This window comes from Cellulomonas sp. (assembly GCF_017744555.1).
In the GTDB taxonomy this organism is placed as follows: domain Bacteria; phylum Actinomycetota; class Actinomycetes; order Actinomycetales; family Cellulomonadaceae; genus Cellulomonas.
Window position 1 is genome coordinate 24,616 of record NZ_JAGIBD010000007.1, and the last position, 15,065, is coordinate 39,680.

Sequence of the window (15,065 nt, forward strand, 5' to 3'; positions counted from 1 at the left end):
TGACACGTGCTGGAGGCCTGGGCCCTCGCGCTCGCCGGCTCCCCGTGGGTCTTCGTCGTGCTCTACCTGTTCGCGGCGATCGACGGGTTCTTCCCGCCGATCCCGAGCGAGTCCGTGGTGATCGCGATGGCGTCGCTCGCGATGGCGACGGGAGCGCCGAACCTGCCGCTCGTGATGCTCGTCGCCGCGCTGGGTGCGTTCACGGGGGACCAGATCGCGTACCAGATCGGCAGCATGGTCAAGGTGCGCGAGCTGCGGTTCATGAAGAGCCGACGCGGGCGCGCGGCCCTCGACTGGGCCGAGCGGGCGCTCGCGGAGCGCGGTCCGTCGTTCATCATCGCCGCGCGCTACATCCCGGTCGGCCGCGTCGCGGTGAACATGACCGCGGGCACGCTGCGGTACCCCCGCCGGCGGTTCGTGGGTCTCACGGCGCTGGCCGCCGTGACGTGGGCGCTGTACGGGACCGCGATCGGCGTCGGGGCCGGGGCGTGGCTCGGTGGCCACCCGTGGGTCGCGGTCGCGGTCGGGGTGGTGGGCGGCTTCCTCATCGGCCTTGCCGTCGACTGGGTGCTGCGGCACTGGCGGCCGGTCGTCGACCGGCTCCGTGGCCGCCCGTCGGCCGAGGCCGGGACGAGCGCCGGAGCCGACGCCGCGCGGCCGTCCGGACCGCGTGCGGTGGGGGACCTGACCCCCGTCCCTCCCACGACGCGGCGCCCGGAGGTCACGGAGCGCTCACGATCCGAGCCCGCGGCCTAACGATCCGGTCACAGCGGGGGTGACTGGCCGGAAGCGTGCCTATTCTCGGAGCGGGTCGACGTCGGTGTCGGCACTCCCGCACCGGGCCGGCCCTCAGGGGGTTGCGTCGTCGTGCGGTCGACGACACAGGGGGCGGCCATGGCAGGACGTGCAAGGGCAGGAGGGGGCGGTCCGGCAGGACGTGCCCTCGTCTCGCTCGTGCTCGGGTCGGCTGTCCTGACCGGCTGCGCCGGGAGCCCCGCGCCGTCCGCGCCGGTCGCCCAGGTCGCGTCGCAGGCCGACTGCCTCGCCCCGCAGGTCCTGTCCGCGCTCGAGCTGGTACCGGCGTCGTCGGGCGGCACGGTCCGACGCACCGCGCACCCGGACGTCCCCGCGGCGGGAAGGATCCCCGAGGACTTCGCGCCCGAGGCCGTCGTCACGTGCACCACGGGTGGCCGCCTGCGCGACTCGTCGGGCACGTGGGCCGCGGTCACGCAGTCGCGGCTCGAGGGCGACCTGGGCCCGCTGATCACGCTCGTCGACCGCACGCACACCGAGCCGACGGGGACGTGCGGGGCCGAGGGGCCGACCCGGACCGTCGTCTGGCTGGTCGACGCGCTCGGCCGCGCGGTGCGGCCGCTCCTCCCGCTCGACCCGTGCGGCGCGCCGACGCAGGCCGTGCACGACACGCTCGCGGCGCTCGAGGGCACCGACAGCACGGACTACCCGGTCGAGCTCATCGTCCCGCACGGCACGCCGCAGGGCTGACGCGTCAGAGCTTGCGCAGGCGAACCCGCTCGACGGAGTGGTCGGACCCCTTGGTGAGCACCAGCGTCGCACGGCTGCGGGTCGGCAGGATGTTCTGCTCGAGGTTCGGGGCGTTGATCGAGTCCCAGATCTGCTCGGCCTTCGCCACGGCCTCGTCGTCGGACAGCGACGCGTACCGGTGGAAGAACGACTCGGGCTTGGAGAACGCGGTCTCGCGCAGCGTGAGGAACCGGTCGACGTACCACTGCCGCACGTCGGACGGGCGGGCGTCGACGTAGATCGAGAAGTCGAAGAAGTCGCTCACAGCGAGGTTCGACGAGCCCTCGGCGGTCGGCCGGGCGGGCTGCAGCACGTTGAGGCCCTCGACGATGAGCACGTCGGGGCGGTTCACCACGGTCTCGCGTCCCGGGACGATGTCGTACGTGAGGTGGTCGTACACCGGGGCGCGGACCTCGGGGCGGCCGGCCTTCACCTTCGACACGAAGCGCAGGAGGGCTCGGCGGTCGTAGGACTCGGGGAACCCCTTGCGGTCCATGAGCCCGCGGCGCTCGAGCTCGGCGTTCGGGTAGAGGAACCCGTCGGTGGTGATGAGCTGCACGCGCGGGGTCGCGGGCCAGCGGGCGAGCAGCTCGCGCAGCAGGCGCGCGGTCGTGGACTTGCCGACGGCGACGGACCCGGCGACGCCGATCACGAACGGCGTGCCCCCGACGTCCTCCCGCAGGAACGTGGTGGACGCCGCGTGCAGGGCACGGGTCGCCTCGATGTACAGGTCGAGCAGCCGGGAGATCGGCCGGTAGATGGCGTCGACCTCGGCGAGGTCGATCGGGTCGCCGAGGCCGGCGAGGCGTTCGACGTCGGCGTCCGTGAGCGGCAGCGGCGTGGAGGCCGACAGCCGGGTCCAGGCGTCGCGGTCCAGGTCGACGTACGGCGTGGCCGGGGTGAGCGACGGTGGCACGGTGACGATTGTGCCGGACGGACGCACCCTGCCGTGCAGCGGTTCGTCCCGGGGCGCCGTCGTCGTCGCCGCGGGTGCACCGCCCGGCGGTCCGTCGGAAGGAGCCCGGTAGACTCCCCGCCATGTGTGGAATCGTCGGCTACGTCGGTAACCAGGTGCCCAGCGAGCGTCCGCTCGACGTGGTGGTCGAGGGCCTGCGGCGGCTCGAGTACCGCGGCTACGACTCGGCGGGCGTCGCCCTCGTCGGCCCCGGCAGCGAGCTCGCGACCGCCAAGAAGGCCGGCAAGCTCGCGAACCTCGTCGAGGAGATCGACCTCCACCCGCTGCCCGAGGCGACCGCCGCGATCGGCCACACCCGCTGGGCGACGCACGGCGGCCCGACCGACGTGAACGCGCACCCGCACGTCGCCGGCAAGCTCGCGGTGATCCACAACGGCATCGTCGAGAACTTCGCGGCGCTCAAGGCCGAGCTCGTCGCGCAGGGCGTCGAGTTCCGCTCCGAGACGGACACCGAGGTCGCCGCGCAGCTCATCGCGCGCGCGTACGACGAGACCAAGGACCTGACGTCCGCCATGGCGCAGGTCGCACGGACGCTGCACGGCACGTTCACGCTCCTCGCGGTCCACGCCGACAACCCCGACGTGGTCGTGGGGGCGCGGCACGACTCGCCGCTCGTGGTCGGGCTCGGCGAGGGCGAGAACTTCCTCGGGTCGGACGTGTCGGCGTTCATCGCGCACACGCGCTCGGCGCTCGAGCTCGGCCAGGACCAGGTCGTCACGATCACGCCGACCTCCGTCGAGGTCACGGACTTCGACGGCGCGCCCGCACAGGGGCGCGAGTACACGGTCGACTGGGACGCGGCCGCCGCGGAGAAGGGCGGCTTCAAGTCCTTCATGGACAAGGAGATCCACGACCAGCCGCACGCGGTCGCGGACACCCTGCTCGGCCGCACGGACGCGCAGGGCCGGCTCGTGCTCGACGAGGTCCGCATCGACGAGTCGGTGCTGCGGGCCGTCGACAAGATCGTCGTCGTCGCGTGCGGCACCGCCGCGTACGCCGGTCACGTCGCCAAGTACGCGATCGAGCACTGGTGCCGCGTGCCCGTCGAGGTGGAGCTCGCGCACGAGTTCCGCTACCGCGACCCGGTCGTCAACGAGCGCACCCTCGTGGTCGCCGTGTCGCAGTCGGGCGAGACCATGGACACGCTCATGGCCGTCCGGCACGCGCGCGAGCAGGGCGCCAAGGTGCTCGCGATCGTCAACACGCACGGCTCGACGATCCCGCGCGAGTCCGACGCCGTCCTCTACACGCACGCCGGTCCCGAGATCGCCGTCGCGTCGACGAAGGCGTTCCTCGCGCAGATCACCGCCGCGTACCTGCTGGGCCTCTACCTGGCGCAGCTGCGCGGCAACAAGTTCGCCGACGAGGTCACCGCGATCCTCGACGAGCTGCGCGCGATGCCGGACAAGATCCAGCAGGTGCTCGACCGGGCCGGCCGCGTGCGGGAGATCGCCCGGTGGATGGCCGACACGCAGTCGGTGCTGTTCCTCGGCCGCCACGTCGGGTTCCCCGTCGCGATGGAGGGCGCGCTCAAGCTCAAGGAGCTTGCGTACATCCACGCCGAGGGGTTCGCGGCCGGCGAGCTCAAGCACGGGCCGATCGCGCTCATCGAGCCGGGGCAGCCCGTGTTCGTCGTCGTGCCGTCGCCGCGCGGCCGTGACTCGCTGCACTCCAAGGTCGTCTCGAACATCCAGGAGATCCGGGCGCGCGGTGCGCGCACGCTCGTGATCGCGGAGGACGGCGACGAGGCGGTCCGGCCGTACGCCGACGAGGTGTTCTACGTGCCGAAGTCGCCCACGCTGCTCGCCCCGCTGCTCGCCGTGGTGCCGCTGCAGGTGTTCGCGTGCGAGCTCGCGACCGCGAAGGGCCTCGACGTGGACCAGCCGCGCAACCTGGCCAAGTCCGTCACGGTCGAGTGAGCCGCCGGTCGTCCTGCGCGCGGGTGTGCGCATGATCGTCGGCGTCGGGATCGACGTCGTCGACGTCGCCCGGTTCGTCGCCACGCTCCACCGTGTGCCCGCGCTGCGGGACAAGCTGTTCACGCCCGAGGAGCGCGAGATGCCGGAGACGTCGCTCGCCGCGCGGTTCGCCGCCAAGGAGGCGATCGCGAAGGCGCTCGGCGCGCCCCCGGGGATGAGCTGGCAGGACGCCACCGTGCGACGGATCTCGGGGTCGCAGCCCGAGATCGAGGTGGTCGGCACGGTGCTGGCCCGGTCGAAGGAGCTCGGGGTGAGCCGGTTCCACCTGTCGATCTCGCACGACGCCGGGATCGCCTCCGCGGTCGTCGTCGCGGAGCGGGACACGTGACGACCTACACCGTCGCCGCAGACCGTGACCGGGTCGACCGGGACGCCGTCTGGCGCCTGCTGTCGACCGAGGCGTACTGGGGCCGGTGGCGCGAGCGGGAGCACCTCGAGCGCCAGATCGACGCGTCGTGGCGGGTCGTCGGCGTGTGGGACGACGCGACGGGCGCGACCGTCGGCTTCGCGCGGGCGATCTCGGACGGCATCGACTTCGCGTACCTCGCGGACGTCATCGTCGACCCCGCGCACCGCGGCCACGGGCTCGGCAGGCGCATCGTGTCGACGATGATCGACGACGGTCCCGGGGCGTCGTTCCGGTGGACGCTGTTCACCGCGGACGCCCACGGCCTGTACCGGGGGTACGGGTTCGTCGAGCCGGACCACATGGCGATGGTCCGCCCGAGCCGCAACGGCTGACCCGGGCGGACCCCTGGCGTCGGGCGTCAGCGCAGCGTCGGGCGTCAGCGCAGCGCAGCGACCACCTCGCGCTCGAACAGCTCGATGCTCGTCCGGTCGTAGGCGGCGTCGAGGAAGTACGTGATCGCGTACGTCATGCCGAGCTTCTCGAGGCCCTGGAGCTTCTCGACGAGCTGCTCGGGCGTCCCGACGAGCGTGCCGCGCCGGTACTCCTCGGTCGTCTCGGGGGCCTTGTCCGGCACGGTCAGCGAGAGGTGCTCCTCGACCCACGCGATCTTGTCGTCCACGTCGGCCTCGGTCTCGCCGACGATCACGTTGTAGTTGGCCGACCGGGTGATCTCCTCGAACGGGCGGCCGATGGCCTCGCAGTGGCCGCGCAGGACCTCCGACTTGTGGGCGAACCCGTCGGGGGAGCCGTCGAAGTTCGTGTACTGCGCGTGCTCGGCGGCGATCCGCAGGGTCTTCTTCTCGCCGCCGCCCGCGATCCACAGCGGCGGGCCGTCGACCTGCAGCGGGAGCGGCGACAGCTGGGCGCCGTCCACCTGGTAGTGCCGGCCGTCGAGGGTCGCGACGCCGTTCGTCCAGAGCTGCTTGAAGATCTGCACGCCTTCGTCGAGCATCGCGATCCGCTCGCCGGCACCCGGGAACCCGTAGCCGTACGCGCGCCACTCGTGCTCGTACCAGCCGGCGCCGATGCCCATCTGCACGCGGCCGCCCGAGATGACGTCGGCCGTCGCGGCGACCTTCGCGAGGTAGGCGGGGTTGCGGTACGCCATGCACGTGCACATCTGGCCGAGCTTCACGCGGGACGTCGTCGCCGCGTACGCGTTGATGAGGCTCCACGCCTCGTGCGTGGCCTCGCCGTTGGGCTCCGGCACGGCGTGGAAGTGGTCGTAGACCCAGATCGAGTCGAAGGCGTCGCCCTGGTCGGCGTGCTGCGCGAGGCCGTTCATGACGGCCCAGTGGTCGCGCGTCTCGATGCCGGTGAGGTCCTGGCGCCAGCCCTGCGGGATGAAGAGTCCGAATCGCATGCCAGGCACGTTACCTGCGCAACCGGGAGGATGAGTGGCGTGTTGGTCGCATGGACGTCGGACCAGGTCCGCGCACTGGAGGAGCCGCTGCTGGCGGCGGGGCTGCCCCTCATGCAGCGGGCGTCGTTCGCGCTCGCGGTGCAGGTCGCCGGGGTGCTGCGCGACCGGCGCAGGCGCGTCGGGGGCGCACGTGTGGTGGTCCTGGTGGGCGGCGGCAACAACGGTGGCGACGCGTTGTACGCGGGCGCCGAGCTCGCGCGTCGCGGCGTCGCCGTGCGGGCGGTGACGACGTCCCAGCGGGTGCACGAGGCCGGTCTGGCGGCGTTGCGGACCGCGGGCGGCCGGGTCGTGAGCGTCGCGGACGGCCGCGGCCAGGTGCCGGTGGACGAGGCGGTCGCGCTGGTCGCGGGTGCGGATGTGGTGCTCGACGGCGTGCTCGGGATCGGGTCGCGCGGGGGCGGTGTCGGCGGGGTGGCCGGCGAGCTCGTCGCGGCCGTCGCCGCGCTGCCGGACCGCCCGTTCGTGGTCGCGGTGGACGTGCCGTCGGGCATCGGCGTGGACGACGGGACCAGCACCGGCCCGGTGCTCGGCGCCGACCTCACGGTGACGTTCGGGGCGGCCAAGCCGGGTCTGCTCCTGCCGCCCGCGGCGCGGTCGGTGGGCCGCGTCGAGGTCGTCGACATCGGGCTGGGCGACCTCCCCGACGGCGGCCACCCGCTCGTCGCTCGCCTGGAGCCGTCCGACGCGGCCGCCCTGTGGCCCGTGCCCGACGCGGCGTCGCACAAGTACACGCGCGGCGTGGTCGGTGTCGTCGCCGGCACCCGGTCGTACCCGGGGGCGGCGGTGCTCGCGACGACCGCGGCCGTGCGCACCGGTGCGGGCATGGTGCGCTACCTCGGCGACGTCGGCGAGACGGTCGTGGCGCACCGGCCCGAGGTCGTGGTGGGACCGGGGCGCGTCCAGTCATGGGTGTTCGGGCCGGGAGTGTCCCCGGACGACGCCGGGCAGCGGCGGCGCATCGAGTTCGCGTTCGAGGGCGTGCTCCAGCGAGGCGAGGCCGCCGTCGTGGACGCCGGCGCGCTCGAGCTGCTGCCCCCGCACGTCGGCCCGCACGTGGTGCTGACCCCGCACGCGGGCGAGCTCGCCCGGCTGCTCACGCGGCTCGGCGCCGACGTCGACCGGGCCGGGGTCGAGGCGGAGCCGCTGCGGTGGGCGCGCCTCGCGCACGAGCGGACGGGCGCGACGGTGCTGCTCAAGGGCGGTGTCACCGTGGTCGTCGGGCGCGGCGGTGCCGTGTACGCGCAGGCCGACGCGCCCGCCTGGCTCGCGACCGCGGGGGCGGGCGACGTGCTCGCGGGCATCCTCGGCGCGCTGCTCGCCGGCCGGGTCGACGACCTCCACGACGACGCGAGCCTGGTCGCGGCGCTCGCGGCCACGGCGGCGCTCGTGCACGGCCGGGCCGCGCAGCGGGCGAACCCCGGCGGTCCGGTCGACGCGGCGGCCGTCGCGGAGGCGCTGCCGGGCACGATCGCGGAGCTGCTGCGCGAGGCGGGCACACTGGCCCGGTGACGCTCACGCCGGACCTCCGCCGCCGCCTCGACGCCCTGCTCGCGACGGGCGGCCGCCGGCTCCTCGGCATCGCCGGCTCACCCGGTGCCGGCAAGTCGACGCTCGCCGCCCAGGTCGGCGAGGCCTACCCGCACGACGCCGTGATCGTGCCGATGGACGGCTTCCACCTCGCACAGAGCGAGCTCGAGCGGATCGGCCGGGCCGACCGCAAGGGTGCGCCCGACACGTTCGACGCCGCCGGGTTCGTCGCGCTGCTGCGCCGCCTGCGCGACCCGCAGCCGGACGACACCGTGTACGCCCCCGAGTACCGCCGCGACCTGCGCAACGGCGTCGCCGGGGCGATCGCGGTGCCGGCCGACGTGCCGCTCGTCGTCGTCGAGGGGAACTACCTGCTGCTCGACGACCACGGCTTCGGGCCGGTCGCGGGCCTGCTCGACGAGTGCTGGTTCGTGGCGCCCGACGACACCGTGCGGCTCGCACGGCTCGTCGCACGGCACGAGGCGTTCGGCAAGGCGCCCGATGCCGCGCGGGCGTGGGCGCACGGGCCGGACGAGCGCAACGCGGCGCTCGTCGCGGCGACCGCGAGCAGGGCCGACGTGCTCGTGCGCCTGTGAGCGTGCGTGCGCCGGCGCCGGTCACGAGACCGGTCGGCACGGCCGGTGGTGCGACACTGGGCGCCGTGACCGAGTACCCCGCCCGTGCCGTCGTCGATCTCGCGGCCGTCCGCGGCAACGTCCGCGCCCTGGCCGCGCACGCACCGACCGCGCAGGTCATGGCCGTCGTCAAGGCCGACGCGTACGGGCACGGGCTCGTCCCGTCGGCCCGTGCCGCGGTGGACGGCGGTGCCGCGTGGCTCGGCGTCGCCCAGGTCCCCGAGGCTCTCGAGCTGCGCCGCGCCGGCGTGGTGGGACCGCGCGTCCTCACGTGGCTGTACGCGCCCGGCGCGCCGCTGCGCGAGGCGCTGGAGGCGGACGTCGACGTGTCCGTGAGCGCCGCGTGGGCGCTCGACGAGGTCGTCGCCGCCGCGCGCGCCTCGGGTCGCACGGCCCGCGTGCACCTCAAGGTCGACACGGGCCTCGGCCGCAACGGCCTGACGCCGGCCCAGCTCGACGACGTCCTCCCCGCGGCGCTCGCCGCGCAGGCCGAGGGTGCGGTCGAGCTCGTCGGGGTGTGGTCGCACCTCGCGTTCGCCGACGAGCCCGCGCACCCGACCGTGCGGGCGCAGGCCGTCGTGTTCGCGGACGCGGTGCGGTTGCTCGAGCAGGCGGGCGCGCACCTCGAGGTCCGGCACCTGGCCAACTCGGCGGCCACGCTGACCGACCCGGGCGTGCACTACGACCTCGTCCGGCCCGGGATCGCCGTCTACGGCATCTCGCCCGTGCCGCAGGTCGGCGACCCGGCATCGTTCGGGCTCGTGCCGGCGATGACGCTCGAGGCCGAGCTCGCGACCGTCAAGCCGGTCGCGGCCGGACACGGCGTGTCGTACGCGCACCAGTACGTGACGACGCAGGACACCGTGCTCGGCGTCGTGCCCCTCGGGTACGCCGACGGGGTGCCGCGGCACGCGTCCGGGACGCAGGAGAAGCCCGGCGGGCCCGTGCGGGTCGGCGGGCGGACCGTCGGCGTCACGGGCCGCGTGTGCATGGACCAGGTCGTGCTCGACCTCGGTCCAGGCGCCACCGACCGGGCCGGTGACCGCGTCGAGCTGTTCGGCACCGGCGCCGACGGCGGCCCGACCGCGCAGGACTGGGCGGACGCCGCCGGCACGATCGCGTACGAGATCGTCACGCGCGTCGGCGCGCGCGTGCCCCGGGTGCACGTGGACAGCGAGGCGGCCCTCATGGAGGCCGCGGTGAACGAGGTGGCCCTGTGACCGACCTGACCTCCGGACTCGTCGTCCGCCTGCGCGACGCCGACACCACGCGCGCGTTCGGGCGCGCGCTCGCGGGCGTGCTGCGCGCCGGCGACCTCGTGGTCCTGACCGGCGACCTGGGCGCGGGCAAGACGACCCTCACGCAGGGCATCGGGGCCGGCCTGCACGTCCGCGGCCAGGTCGCCTCGCCGACGTTCATCATCGCGCGCGAGCACCCGCCGCTCCCGCGCGAGGACGGCTCGCGCGGACCCGCCCTCGTGCACGTCGACGCGTACCGGCTCGGCTCGCTCGAGGAGGTCGACGCGCTCGACCTCGACTCGAGCCTCGACGAGGCGGTCACGGTCGTCGAGTGGGGCGAGGGCTGGGTCGAGGCGCTCGCCGCCGACCGCCTCGAGGTCACGCTGCAGCGCCCGCGCGGCGACCACGACCCGACCGGGCACGACCCCCACGAGCACGAGGCGCTGGACGCCGCCGCGGGGGAGCGGACGGTGACCGTCCGGGCCGTGGGCGACCGGTGGGCGGGCGTGGAGCTGCCCGACCTCGACGACACCCTCGTGGGAGGCTGACCCGATGCCCGTGCTCGCACTCGACACCTCGTCGTCCGTCGCGGTCGCCGTGGTCGGCGACGACGGCGCCGTGCTCGCGGCCCGGTCCGACGACCAGCCCCGCCACCACGCCGAGCTGCTCGCCCCGATGATCGAGGCCGCGCTGGCCGAGGCCGGCGTCGACCGGCACGCGCTCACATCGGTCGTCGTCGGCACCGGCCCGGCGCCGTTCACCGGCCTGCGCGTCGGCCTGGTGACGGCCCGCACCCTCGCGCTGTCGCTGGGCATCCCGGTGCACGGCGTGCCGAGCCTGGACGCCGTGGCGGCGACGGCGTCGCGCACGCTGCCGGTCGGCGCGGACGTGCTCGTCGCGACGGACGCGCGCCGCCGCGAGGTGTACTGGGCGCTGTACCGGGTCCACGGGCCGGGGGACGTCGAGGTCGTCGTCGCCCCCGAGGTCGCGGCACCGGCCGACGTCGCGGCGGACCCCCGGACGCACGGCGCGCTCGTCGTCGGCCGCGGTGCTGCGCTCTACCCGGCGCTCGCGGCGGAGGGGGCGCTCGACGTCGACGTCGACCCCGCCGAGCTCGCGCGCCTCGCGCTCGCCCGGGTCGCCGCCGGCCAGGTCCTCGACACCGAGCCGCTCTACCTGCGCCGCCCGGACGCGGTCCCCTCGGCGGGTGGGAAGCGCGTCCTCGGATGACCGGCGTCGTCGTCCGGACGCTGTGCCCGCGGGACGTGCCGGCGGTCGTCCGGATGGAGGGCGAGCTGTTCGGGGCCGGCGCGTGGTCGCAGGAGTCGATCGTCGAGGAGCTGTCCGGGCCCGGCCGCTGGTATGTGGGCGCGGTCGACGAGGTCAGCGGCGAGCTCGTCGGGTACGCGGGGCTGTGGTTCGACGGGTTCGACGCGCAGGTCATGACGATCGGCACCGACGTCGCCCACCAGCGCCACGGGGTCGGCCGGCGGCTGCTCGCCGAGCTCCTGGACCGGGCGCGCACGCTGGGCGCCGGGGCCGTGCTGCTCGAGGTCCGCGTCGACAACGAGCCGGCCCTGCACCTGTACGAGAGCGCCGGCTTCGAACGGATGGGCCTGCGCCGCGGGTACTACCAGCCGGAGAACGCCGACGCGTGGACCATGCGGCTCGACCTGCGCCGCGACGCCGCCGCCGACGAGGGGGACGAAGGATGACGACGAGGTCCGACGTGCTGGTGGACGCACCGACGCTGGCCGCCGCGCTCGCGGGCGACGAGCCGCCGCTCGTGCTCGACGTGCGCTGGGCGCTCGGCCGCACCGACGGCCACGAGCAGTACCTCGCCGGGCACGTGCCGGGCGCGGTCTACGTGGACCTGGAGACCGAGCTCGCCGCGCCGCCCAGCCCGGCCGAGGGGCGTCACCCGCTGCCGGACGTCGCGGACCTCGAGGCGGCTGCCCGCCGCTGGGGCGTCCGGGACGACCGCGCGGTCGTCGTGTACGACGGCGTCGGCGGGATGTCCGCCGCACGCGCGTGGTGGCTGCTGCGCTGGGCCGGTCTGCCCGACGTGCGGCTGCTCGACGGCGGGCTGGACGGCTGGGTCGCGGCGGGGCTCGGTGTCGAGGCGGGCGACGTGCTCCCGGAGCCCGGGGACGTCGTGCTCGTGCCCGGTGCGCTGCCGACCGTGACGGCCGACGAGGCCGCCGCCTGGGACGGCGACCTGCTCGACGCGCGCGCCACCGAGCGGTACGCCGGGGAGGTCGAGCCCGTCGACCCGCAGGCGGGCCACATCCCCGGGGCGCTCAGCGTGCCGACCGCGGGGAACCTCACGGCGGACGGGTCGTTCCTGTCGGACGAGGCGCTGCGCGCCCGGTTCGGCGACCTGACCGGCCCGGTCGCCGTCTACTGCGGGTCCGGCGTGACGGCCGCGCACCAGGTCGCGGCACTCGCTGCCGTCGGCATCGAGGCTGCGCTGTACCCGGGGTCGTGGTCGCAGTGGTCGAACGACCCGGACCGGCCGGTGGCGACGGGGCGCTGACGCGGACGACGAGGGCCGCGGCCCCGGGCGGGTCGCGGCCCTCGTGCGTGCGCGGAGTCGTCAGACGGTCTGCGCCACGTCGGCGAACGTGTGGCGCGGTGCGCGCGGGTGGTGCGTGCCGGCGCCCTCGCGGTGGCCGACGTTGACGACGAACAGCGACTGCCAGCCGTTCTCGGCGAAGAACTCGGCGTCGATCCCGGCCGCGTCCATGCCGCCCATCGGGCCGGCGTCGAGACCGGCGGCCCGCAGGCCGACCAGGAGGTATCCGGCCTGGAGGAGCGCGTTGGTGCGGGCCATCTGCTGGCGCGTCTCGAGCTGCGGGTCGAGCGCGTCCGACAGGCCTGCCATGTGCGGCGCGAGCGTCGGGATGTGCTTGTGGAAGCCGGGGTCGGCGGCGAGCACGAGGCTCACGGGGGCGGCGAGGACGCGCTCGCGGTTGCCCTCGTTCATGTGCGCCGCGAGCCGGGCGCGGGCCTCGGGCGTGCGGACGACGAGAAGCCGTAGCGGGATCGTGTTGAGGGCCGTCGGGCCCCACTTGACGAGGTCGTACACGGCGGCGAGCTGCTCGTCGGTAACGTCCTGCGCGGTGAAGGCGCCGACCGAGCGGGCCTCGCGGAACAGCAGGTCGGCGACGTCGTCGGAGACGGCGAGGCTGGGGGTGGGGAAGTCGAGCCCGTCGAGGACGGTCGCGTCAGTGGTCATGTGTGATTGAAGCGTCAACTACCGTGGATCATTCCGACCTGCGGCCGTGACGTGGGTCACCCCCGGCGCCCACCTATTCTGGACCGCATGGCAGACCCCCTCGTCCTCGGCATCGAGACCTCGTGCGACGAGACGGGCGTCGCGCTCGTCCGGGGCCACGACCTCCTGGTCGACGCGGTCGCGAGCTCGGTCGACGAGCACGCGCGGTTCGGCGGGATCATCCCTGAGATCGCGTCGCGCGCCCACCTCGAGGCGATGGTCCCGACGATCGAGCGCGCGCTCGCGACCGCCGACGTGTCGCTCGGCGAGGTCGACGCGATCGCCGTCACGGCCGGCCCCGGCCTCGTGGGCCCGCTCACCGTCGGTGCGTCGGCCGCCAAGGCGCTGGCCCTCGGGCTCGGCAAGCCGCTGTACGGCGTCAACCACGTCATCGGGCACGCGGTGGTCGACGAGCTCGTCGACGGACCGTTCCCCGAGCGGGTCATGGCGCTCGTCGTCTCCGGCGGGCACTCGTCGCTGCTGCTCATCGACGACACCGTCAACGTCACCGAGCTCGGCTCGACGCTCGACGACGCCGCGGGGGAGGCCTTCGACAAGGTCGGCCGCCTGCTGGGCCTGCCCTACCCGGGCGGCCCGCACATCGACCGGCTCGCCCGCGACGGCGACCCGCACGCCATCCGGTTCCCGCGCGGCCTGACGGCCCCCAAGGACCAGGCGGACCACGCCGCGGACTTCTCGTTCTCGGGCCTCAAGACGGCCGTCGCGCGGTGGGTCGAGACGCAGCAGGACGCCGGCCGCGAGATCCCCCTGAACGACGTCGCCGCATCGTTCGCCGAGGCCGTCGCCGACGTGCTCACCGCCAAGACGATCGCCGCGTGCCGTCGGCACGACGTGTCGACGCTCGTGGTCGGCGGCGGGTTCTCCGCCAACTCACAGCTCCGCGACATGGCCGCCAAGCGCTGTGCCGAGGCGGGCATCGAGCTGCGGATCCCGCCCATCCGGTACTGCACGGACAACGGCGCGATGATCGCCGCGCTCGGGTCGGCCGTCGTGCGGCGCGGGCTGCCGCCGTCGTCGCTCGACATCCCCGTCGACTCCTCGATGCCGCTGACGCAGGTGCTCGTCTAGGTCGCCTCAGGCGGGGACGGCGTGGCCGGCGCGCTCGGGACGGTGCCACGCGCGCCACACCCGGGCGCCGACCAGGTACGGCACCAGGAACACGACGAGGTAGACGACCGCGAGCCGCCACGTCGCGACCGTGCCGACGGAGACGGCGCCGTCCGCCGTGCGCGTGTACGTGGTGGTGGCGCCGAACGCCGTGTGCTCGACCGTGCCGCCGCCCATCGCCGCGAGGGTGTCGAGCGTGCCGGCGGCGTAGGCCCAGCTGAGCCAGACGAGCGCCGAGACGGCGAGCGCACCCCAGACGCCGCCGGTGCCCCACCGCGGCACCCGCCGGCCGAGCTCCGCGACGTACTGCTCGGCGAGCACGCGGGGGTGCCCGAGGCCGGCCACGGCGCGCGCCATGCCGACCTCCGCGGCCGTGGCTGTCAGCTCGGTGCGCAGCTCGCGCACGATGCGGCCGTTCTTCGGGTAGTCCTGCATCGCCCACGAGAAGCGCAGCAGGTAGCGCTCGCGGACGAGGCGGTCGCGCAGGGGCAGGGTCGGCTGGGTGGTCATGACGCCTCCTCGGCGGGTGCGGAGCCAGGTACGGGTGGACGGGCGAGAGCCCGCGCCAGCAGGGCGGACGCCGTGCGGCCGAGGCGTTCCCAGGCCGCGGCGGCACGGGCCAGCTCGGTCCTGCCGTCGGCGGTGGGGACGTAGTACTTGCGAGCCGGGCCGGCGCTCGAGGCGACGAGCCGGCTCGCGACGAGGCCGTCGCGCTCGAGCCGGTTGAGGACCGGGTACACGGTGCCGGCGGACATCTCGTCGAGGCCGGCGTCCTGCAGCCGGGTGACGAGCTCGTAGCCGTAGGACTCGTGCTCCGTGAGCACCGCGAGGACCAGCATGGGCAGGACGCCCTTGAGGAGCTGGGGATCGGACATGTCGACACGCTATTGCCCGCTAGCAGGCAATGACAAGTAGCGGGCGATGTCGGTGT

The 15,065-nt window shown here is 74.7% G+C and carries 18 protein-coding genes; 13 read left to right on the plus strand and 5 right to left on the minus strand.

Annotation, left to right across the window (positions count from 1 at the left end; genetic code table 11):
* The first annotated feature begins 6 nt into the window (after nucleotides 1–6).
* Both J7523_RS06345 and J7523_RS06350 read left to right on the plus strand, forming a co-directional pair.
* Nucleotides 7–756, plus strand: coding sequence for a DedA family protein (locus J7523_RS06345; RefSeq protein WP_291883760.1), 750 nt, complete (start codon nucleotides 7–9; stop codon nucleotides 754–756).
* 138 nt (nucleotides 757–894) lie between these two features.
* Nucleotides 895–1,503, plus strand: coding sequence for a hypothetical protein (locus J7523_RS06350; protein WP_291883761.1), 609 nt, complete (start codon nucleotides 895–897; stop codon nucleotides 1,501–1,503).
* A gap of 4 nt (nucleotides 1,504–1,507) precedes the next feature.
* Here J7523_RS06350 and coaA read toward each other — a convergent pair whose 3' ends face one another.
* Nucleotides 1,508–2,458 carry a type I pantothenate kinase gene (gene coaA / locus J7523_RS06355; RefSeq protein ID WP_291883763.1) on the minus strand — a complete coding sequence of 317 codons (951 nt, stop codon included), beginning with the start codon at nucleotides 2,456–2,458 and terminating at the stop codon, nucleotides 1,508–1,510.
* A 122-nt stretch (nucleotides 2,459–2,580) separates the two neighbouring features.
* Here coaA and glmS point away from each other — a divergent pair, with 122 nt between their 5' ends.
* Genes glmS through J7523_RS06370 form a run of 3 tightly spaced genes read left to right on the plus strand, consistent with a single transcriptional unit; the run spans nucleotide 2,581 to nucleotide 5,238 of the window.
* A complete protein-coding gene (gene glmS, locus J7523_RS06360) occupies nucleotides 2,581–4,437 on the plus strand; it encodes a glutamine--fructose-6-phosphate transaminase (isomerizing) (protein WP_291883765.1) in 1,857 nt (618 codons plus the stop codon).
* 31 nt (nucleotides 4,438–4,468) lie between these two features.
* Complete coding sequence (locus J7523_RS06365) at nucleotides 4,469–4,825, plus strand: holo-ACP synthase (RefSeq protein WP_291883767.1); 357 nt, start codon at nucleotides 4,469–4,471, stop codon at nucleotides 4,823–4,825.
* On the plus strand, nucleotides 4,822–5,238 hold the full coding sequence (locus tag J7523_RS06370) for a GNAT family N-acetyltransferase (RefSeq protein ID WP_291883769.1): 417 nt from the start codon (nucleotides 4,822–4,824) through the stop codon (nucleotides 5,236–5,238). The genes J7523_RS06365 and J7523_RS06370 overlap by 4 nt, the downstream gene beginning before the upstream one ends.
* A gap of 44 nt (nucleotides 5,239–5,282) precedes the next feature.
* Here the strand turns inward: J7523_RS06370 and J7523_RS06375 are convergent, their stop codons facing one another.
* Nucleotides 5,283–6,269 carry an LLM class F420-dependent oxidoreductase gene (locus J7523_RS06375; RefSeq protein WP_291883772.1) on the minus strand — a complete coding sequence of 329 codons (987 nt, stop codon included), beginning with the start codon at nucleotides 6,267–6,269 and terminating at the stop codon, nucleotides 5,283–5,285.
* A 30-nt stretch (nucleotides 6,270–6,299) separates the two neighbouring features.
* Here J7523_RS06375 and J7523_RS06380 point away from each other — a divergent pair, with 30 nt between their 5' ends.
* The 7 genes from J7523_RS06380 to J7523_RS06410 all read left to right on the plus strand — a co-directional run bounded on the left by J7523_RS06380 (nucleotide 6,300) and on the right by J7523_RS06410 (nucleotide 12,265).
* Complete coding sequence (locus tag J7523_RS06380; protein ID WP_291883774.1) at nucleotides 6,300–7,838, plus strand: bifunctional ADP-dependent NAD(P)H-hydrate dehydratase/NAD(P)H-hydrate epimerase; 1,539 nt, start codon at nucleotides 6,300–6,302, stop codon at nucleotides 7,836–7,838.
* Nucleotides 7,835–8,452: a nucleoside/nucleotide kinase family protein gene (locus tag J7523_RS06385; protein ID WP_291883776.1), complete on the plus strand. Its 618-nt coding sequence runs from the start codon at nucleotides 7,835–7,837 to the stop codon at nucleotides 8,450–8,452. The genes J7523_RS06380 and J7523_RS06385 overlap by 4 nt, the downstream gene beginning before the upstream one ends.
* Nucleotides 8,453–8,517: 65 nt before the next feature.
* Complete coding sequence (alr, locus tag J7523_RS06390; protein WP_291883777.1) at nucleotides 8,518–9,711, plus strand: alanine racemase; 1,194 nt, start codon at nucleotides 8,518–8,520, stop codon at nucleotides 9,709–9,711.
* Nucleotides 9,708–10,277, plus strand: a complete 570-nt coding sequence (gene tsaE, locus J7523_RS06395; protein ID WP_291883780.1) for a tRNA (adenosine(37)-N6)-threonylcarbamoyltransferase complex ATPase subunit type 1 TsaE — start codon at nucleotides 9,708–9,710, stop codon at nucleotides 10,275–10,277. The genes alr and tsaE overlap by 4 nt, the downstream gene beginning before the upstream one ends.
* 4 nt (nucleotides 10,278–10,281) lie before the next feature.
* Nucleotides 10,282–10,959, plus strand: coding sequence for a tRNA (adenosine(37)-N6)-threonylcarbamoyltransferase complex dimerization subunit type 1 TsaB (gene tsaB, locus J7523_RS06400; RefSeq protein WP_291883782.1), 678 nt, complete (start codon nucleotides 10,282–10,284; stop codon nucleotides 10,957–10,959).
* A complete protein-coding gene (rimI, locus tag J7523_RS06405) occupies nucleotides 10,956–11,444 on the plus strand; it encodes a ribosomal protein S18-alanine N-acetyltransferase (RefSeq protein WP_291883784.1) in 489 nt (162 codons plus the stop codon). Before tsaB ends, rimI begins: the two co-directional genes overlap by 4 nt.
* Complete coding sequence (locus J7523_RS06410) at nucleotides 11,441–12,265, plus strand: sulfurtransferase (protein ID WP_291883786.1); 825 nt, start codon at nucleotides 11,441–11,443, stop codon at nucleotides 12,263–12,265. The genes rimI and J7523_RS06410 overlap by 4 nt, the downstream gene beginning before the upstream one ends.
* Nucleotides 12,266–12,325: 60 nt before the next feature.
* On the opposite strand, the gene J7523_RS06415 is transcribed toward J7523_RS06410, so the two are convergent.
* Nucleotides 12,326–12,967: a malonic semialdehyde reductase gene (locus J7523_RS06415; RefSeq protein WP_291883788.1), complete on the minus strand. Its 642-nt coding sequence runs from the start codon at nucleotides 12,965–12,967 to the stop codon at nucleotides 12,326–12,328.
* An 87-nt stretch (nucleotides 12,968–13,054) separates the two neighbouring features.
* Between J7523_RS06415 and tsaD the strand changes: the two genes are divergently transcribed.
* A complete protein-coding gene (tsaD, locus tag J7523_RS06420; protein ID WP_291883790.1) occupies nucleotides 13,055–14,095 on the plus strand; it encodes a tRNA (adenosine(37)-N6)-threonylcarbamoyltransferase complex transferase subunit TsaD in 1,041 nt (346 codons plus the stop codon).
* A 6-nt stretch (nucleotides 14,096–14,101) separates the two neighbouring features.
* Here the strand turns inward: tsaD and J7523_RS06425 are convergent, their stop codons facing one another.
* Complete coding sequence (locus J7523_RS06425; RefSeq protein ID WP_291883792.1) at nucleotides 14,102–14,644, minus strand: hypothetical protein; 543 nt, start codon at nucleotides 14,642–14,644, stop codon at nucleotides 14,102–14,104.
* Nucleotides 14,641–15,009 (minus strand): PadR family transcriptional regulator, encoded by a 369-nt coding sequence (locus J7523_RS06430; RefSeq protein WP_291883794.1) that lies wholly within the window; start codon nucleotides 15,007–15,009, stop codon nucleotides 14,641–14,643. Before J7523_RS06430 ends, J7523_RS06425 begins: the two co-directional genes overlap by 4 nt.
* Nucleotides 15,010–15,065 lie beyond the last annotated feature (56 nt).

What these genes read in the sequence shown, in the direction of transcription:
- J7523_RS06350 (WP_291883761.1), top strand. Translation starts at nt 895, where the DNA reads ATGGCAGGACGTGCAAGGGCAGGAGGGGGCGGTCCGGCAGGACGTGCC.
- glmS (WP_291883765.1), top strand. Translation starts at nt 2,581, where the DNA reads ATGTGTGGAATCGTCGGCTACGTCGGTAACCAGGTGCCCAGCGAGCGT.
- J7523_RS06365 (WP_291883767.1), top strand. Translation starts at nt 4,469, where the DNA reads ATGATCGTCGGCGTCGGGATCGACGTCGTCGACGTCGCCCGGTTCGTC.
- J7523_RS06375 (WP_291883772.1), bottom strand. Translation starts at nt 6,269, where the DNA reads ATGCGATTCGGACTCTTCATCCCGCAGGGCTGGCGCCAGGACCTCACC.
- J7523_RS06380 (WP_291883774.1), top strand. Translation starts at nt 6,300, where the DNA reads ATGAGTGGCGTGTTGGTCGCATGGACGTCGGACCAGGTCCGCGCACTG.
- tsaB (WP_291883782.1), top strand. Translation starts at nt 10,282, where the DNA reads ATGCCCGTGCTCGCACTCGACACCTCGTCGTCCGTCGCGGTCGCCGTG.
- rimI (WP_291883784.1), top strand. Translation starts at nt 10,956, where the DNA reads ATGACCGGCGTCGTCGTCCGGACGCTGTGCCCGCGGGACGTGCCGGCG.
- J7523_RS06410 (WP_291883786.1), top strand. Translation starts at nt 11,441, where the DNA reads ATGACGACGAGGTCCGACGTGCTGGTGGACGCACCGACGCTGGCCGCC.
- J7523_RS06415 (WP_291883788.1), bottom strand. Translation starts at nt 12,967, where the DNA reads ATGACCACTGACGCGACCGTCCTCGACGGGCTCGACTTCCCCACCCCC.
- tsaD (WP_291883790.1), top strand. Translation starts at nt 13,055, where the DNA reads ATGGCAGACCCCCTCGTCCTCGGCATCGAGACCTCGTGCGACGAGACG.
- J7523_RS06425 (WP_291883792.1), bottom strand. Translation starts at nt 14,644, where the DNA reads ATGACCACCCAGCCGACCCTGCCCCTGCGCGACCGCCTCGTCCGCGAG.
- J7523_RS06430 (WP_291883794.1), bottom strand. Translation starts at nt 15,009, where the DNA reads ATGTCCGATCCCCAGCTCCTCAAGGGCGTCCTGCCCATGCTGGTCCTC.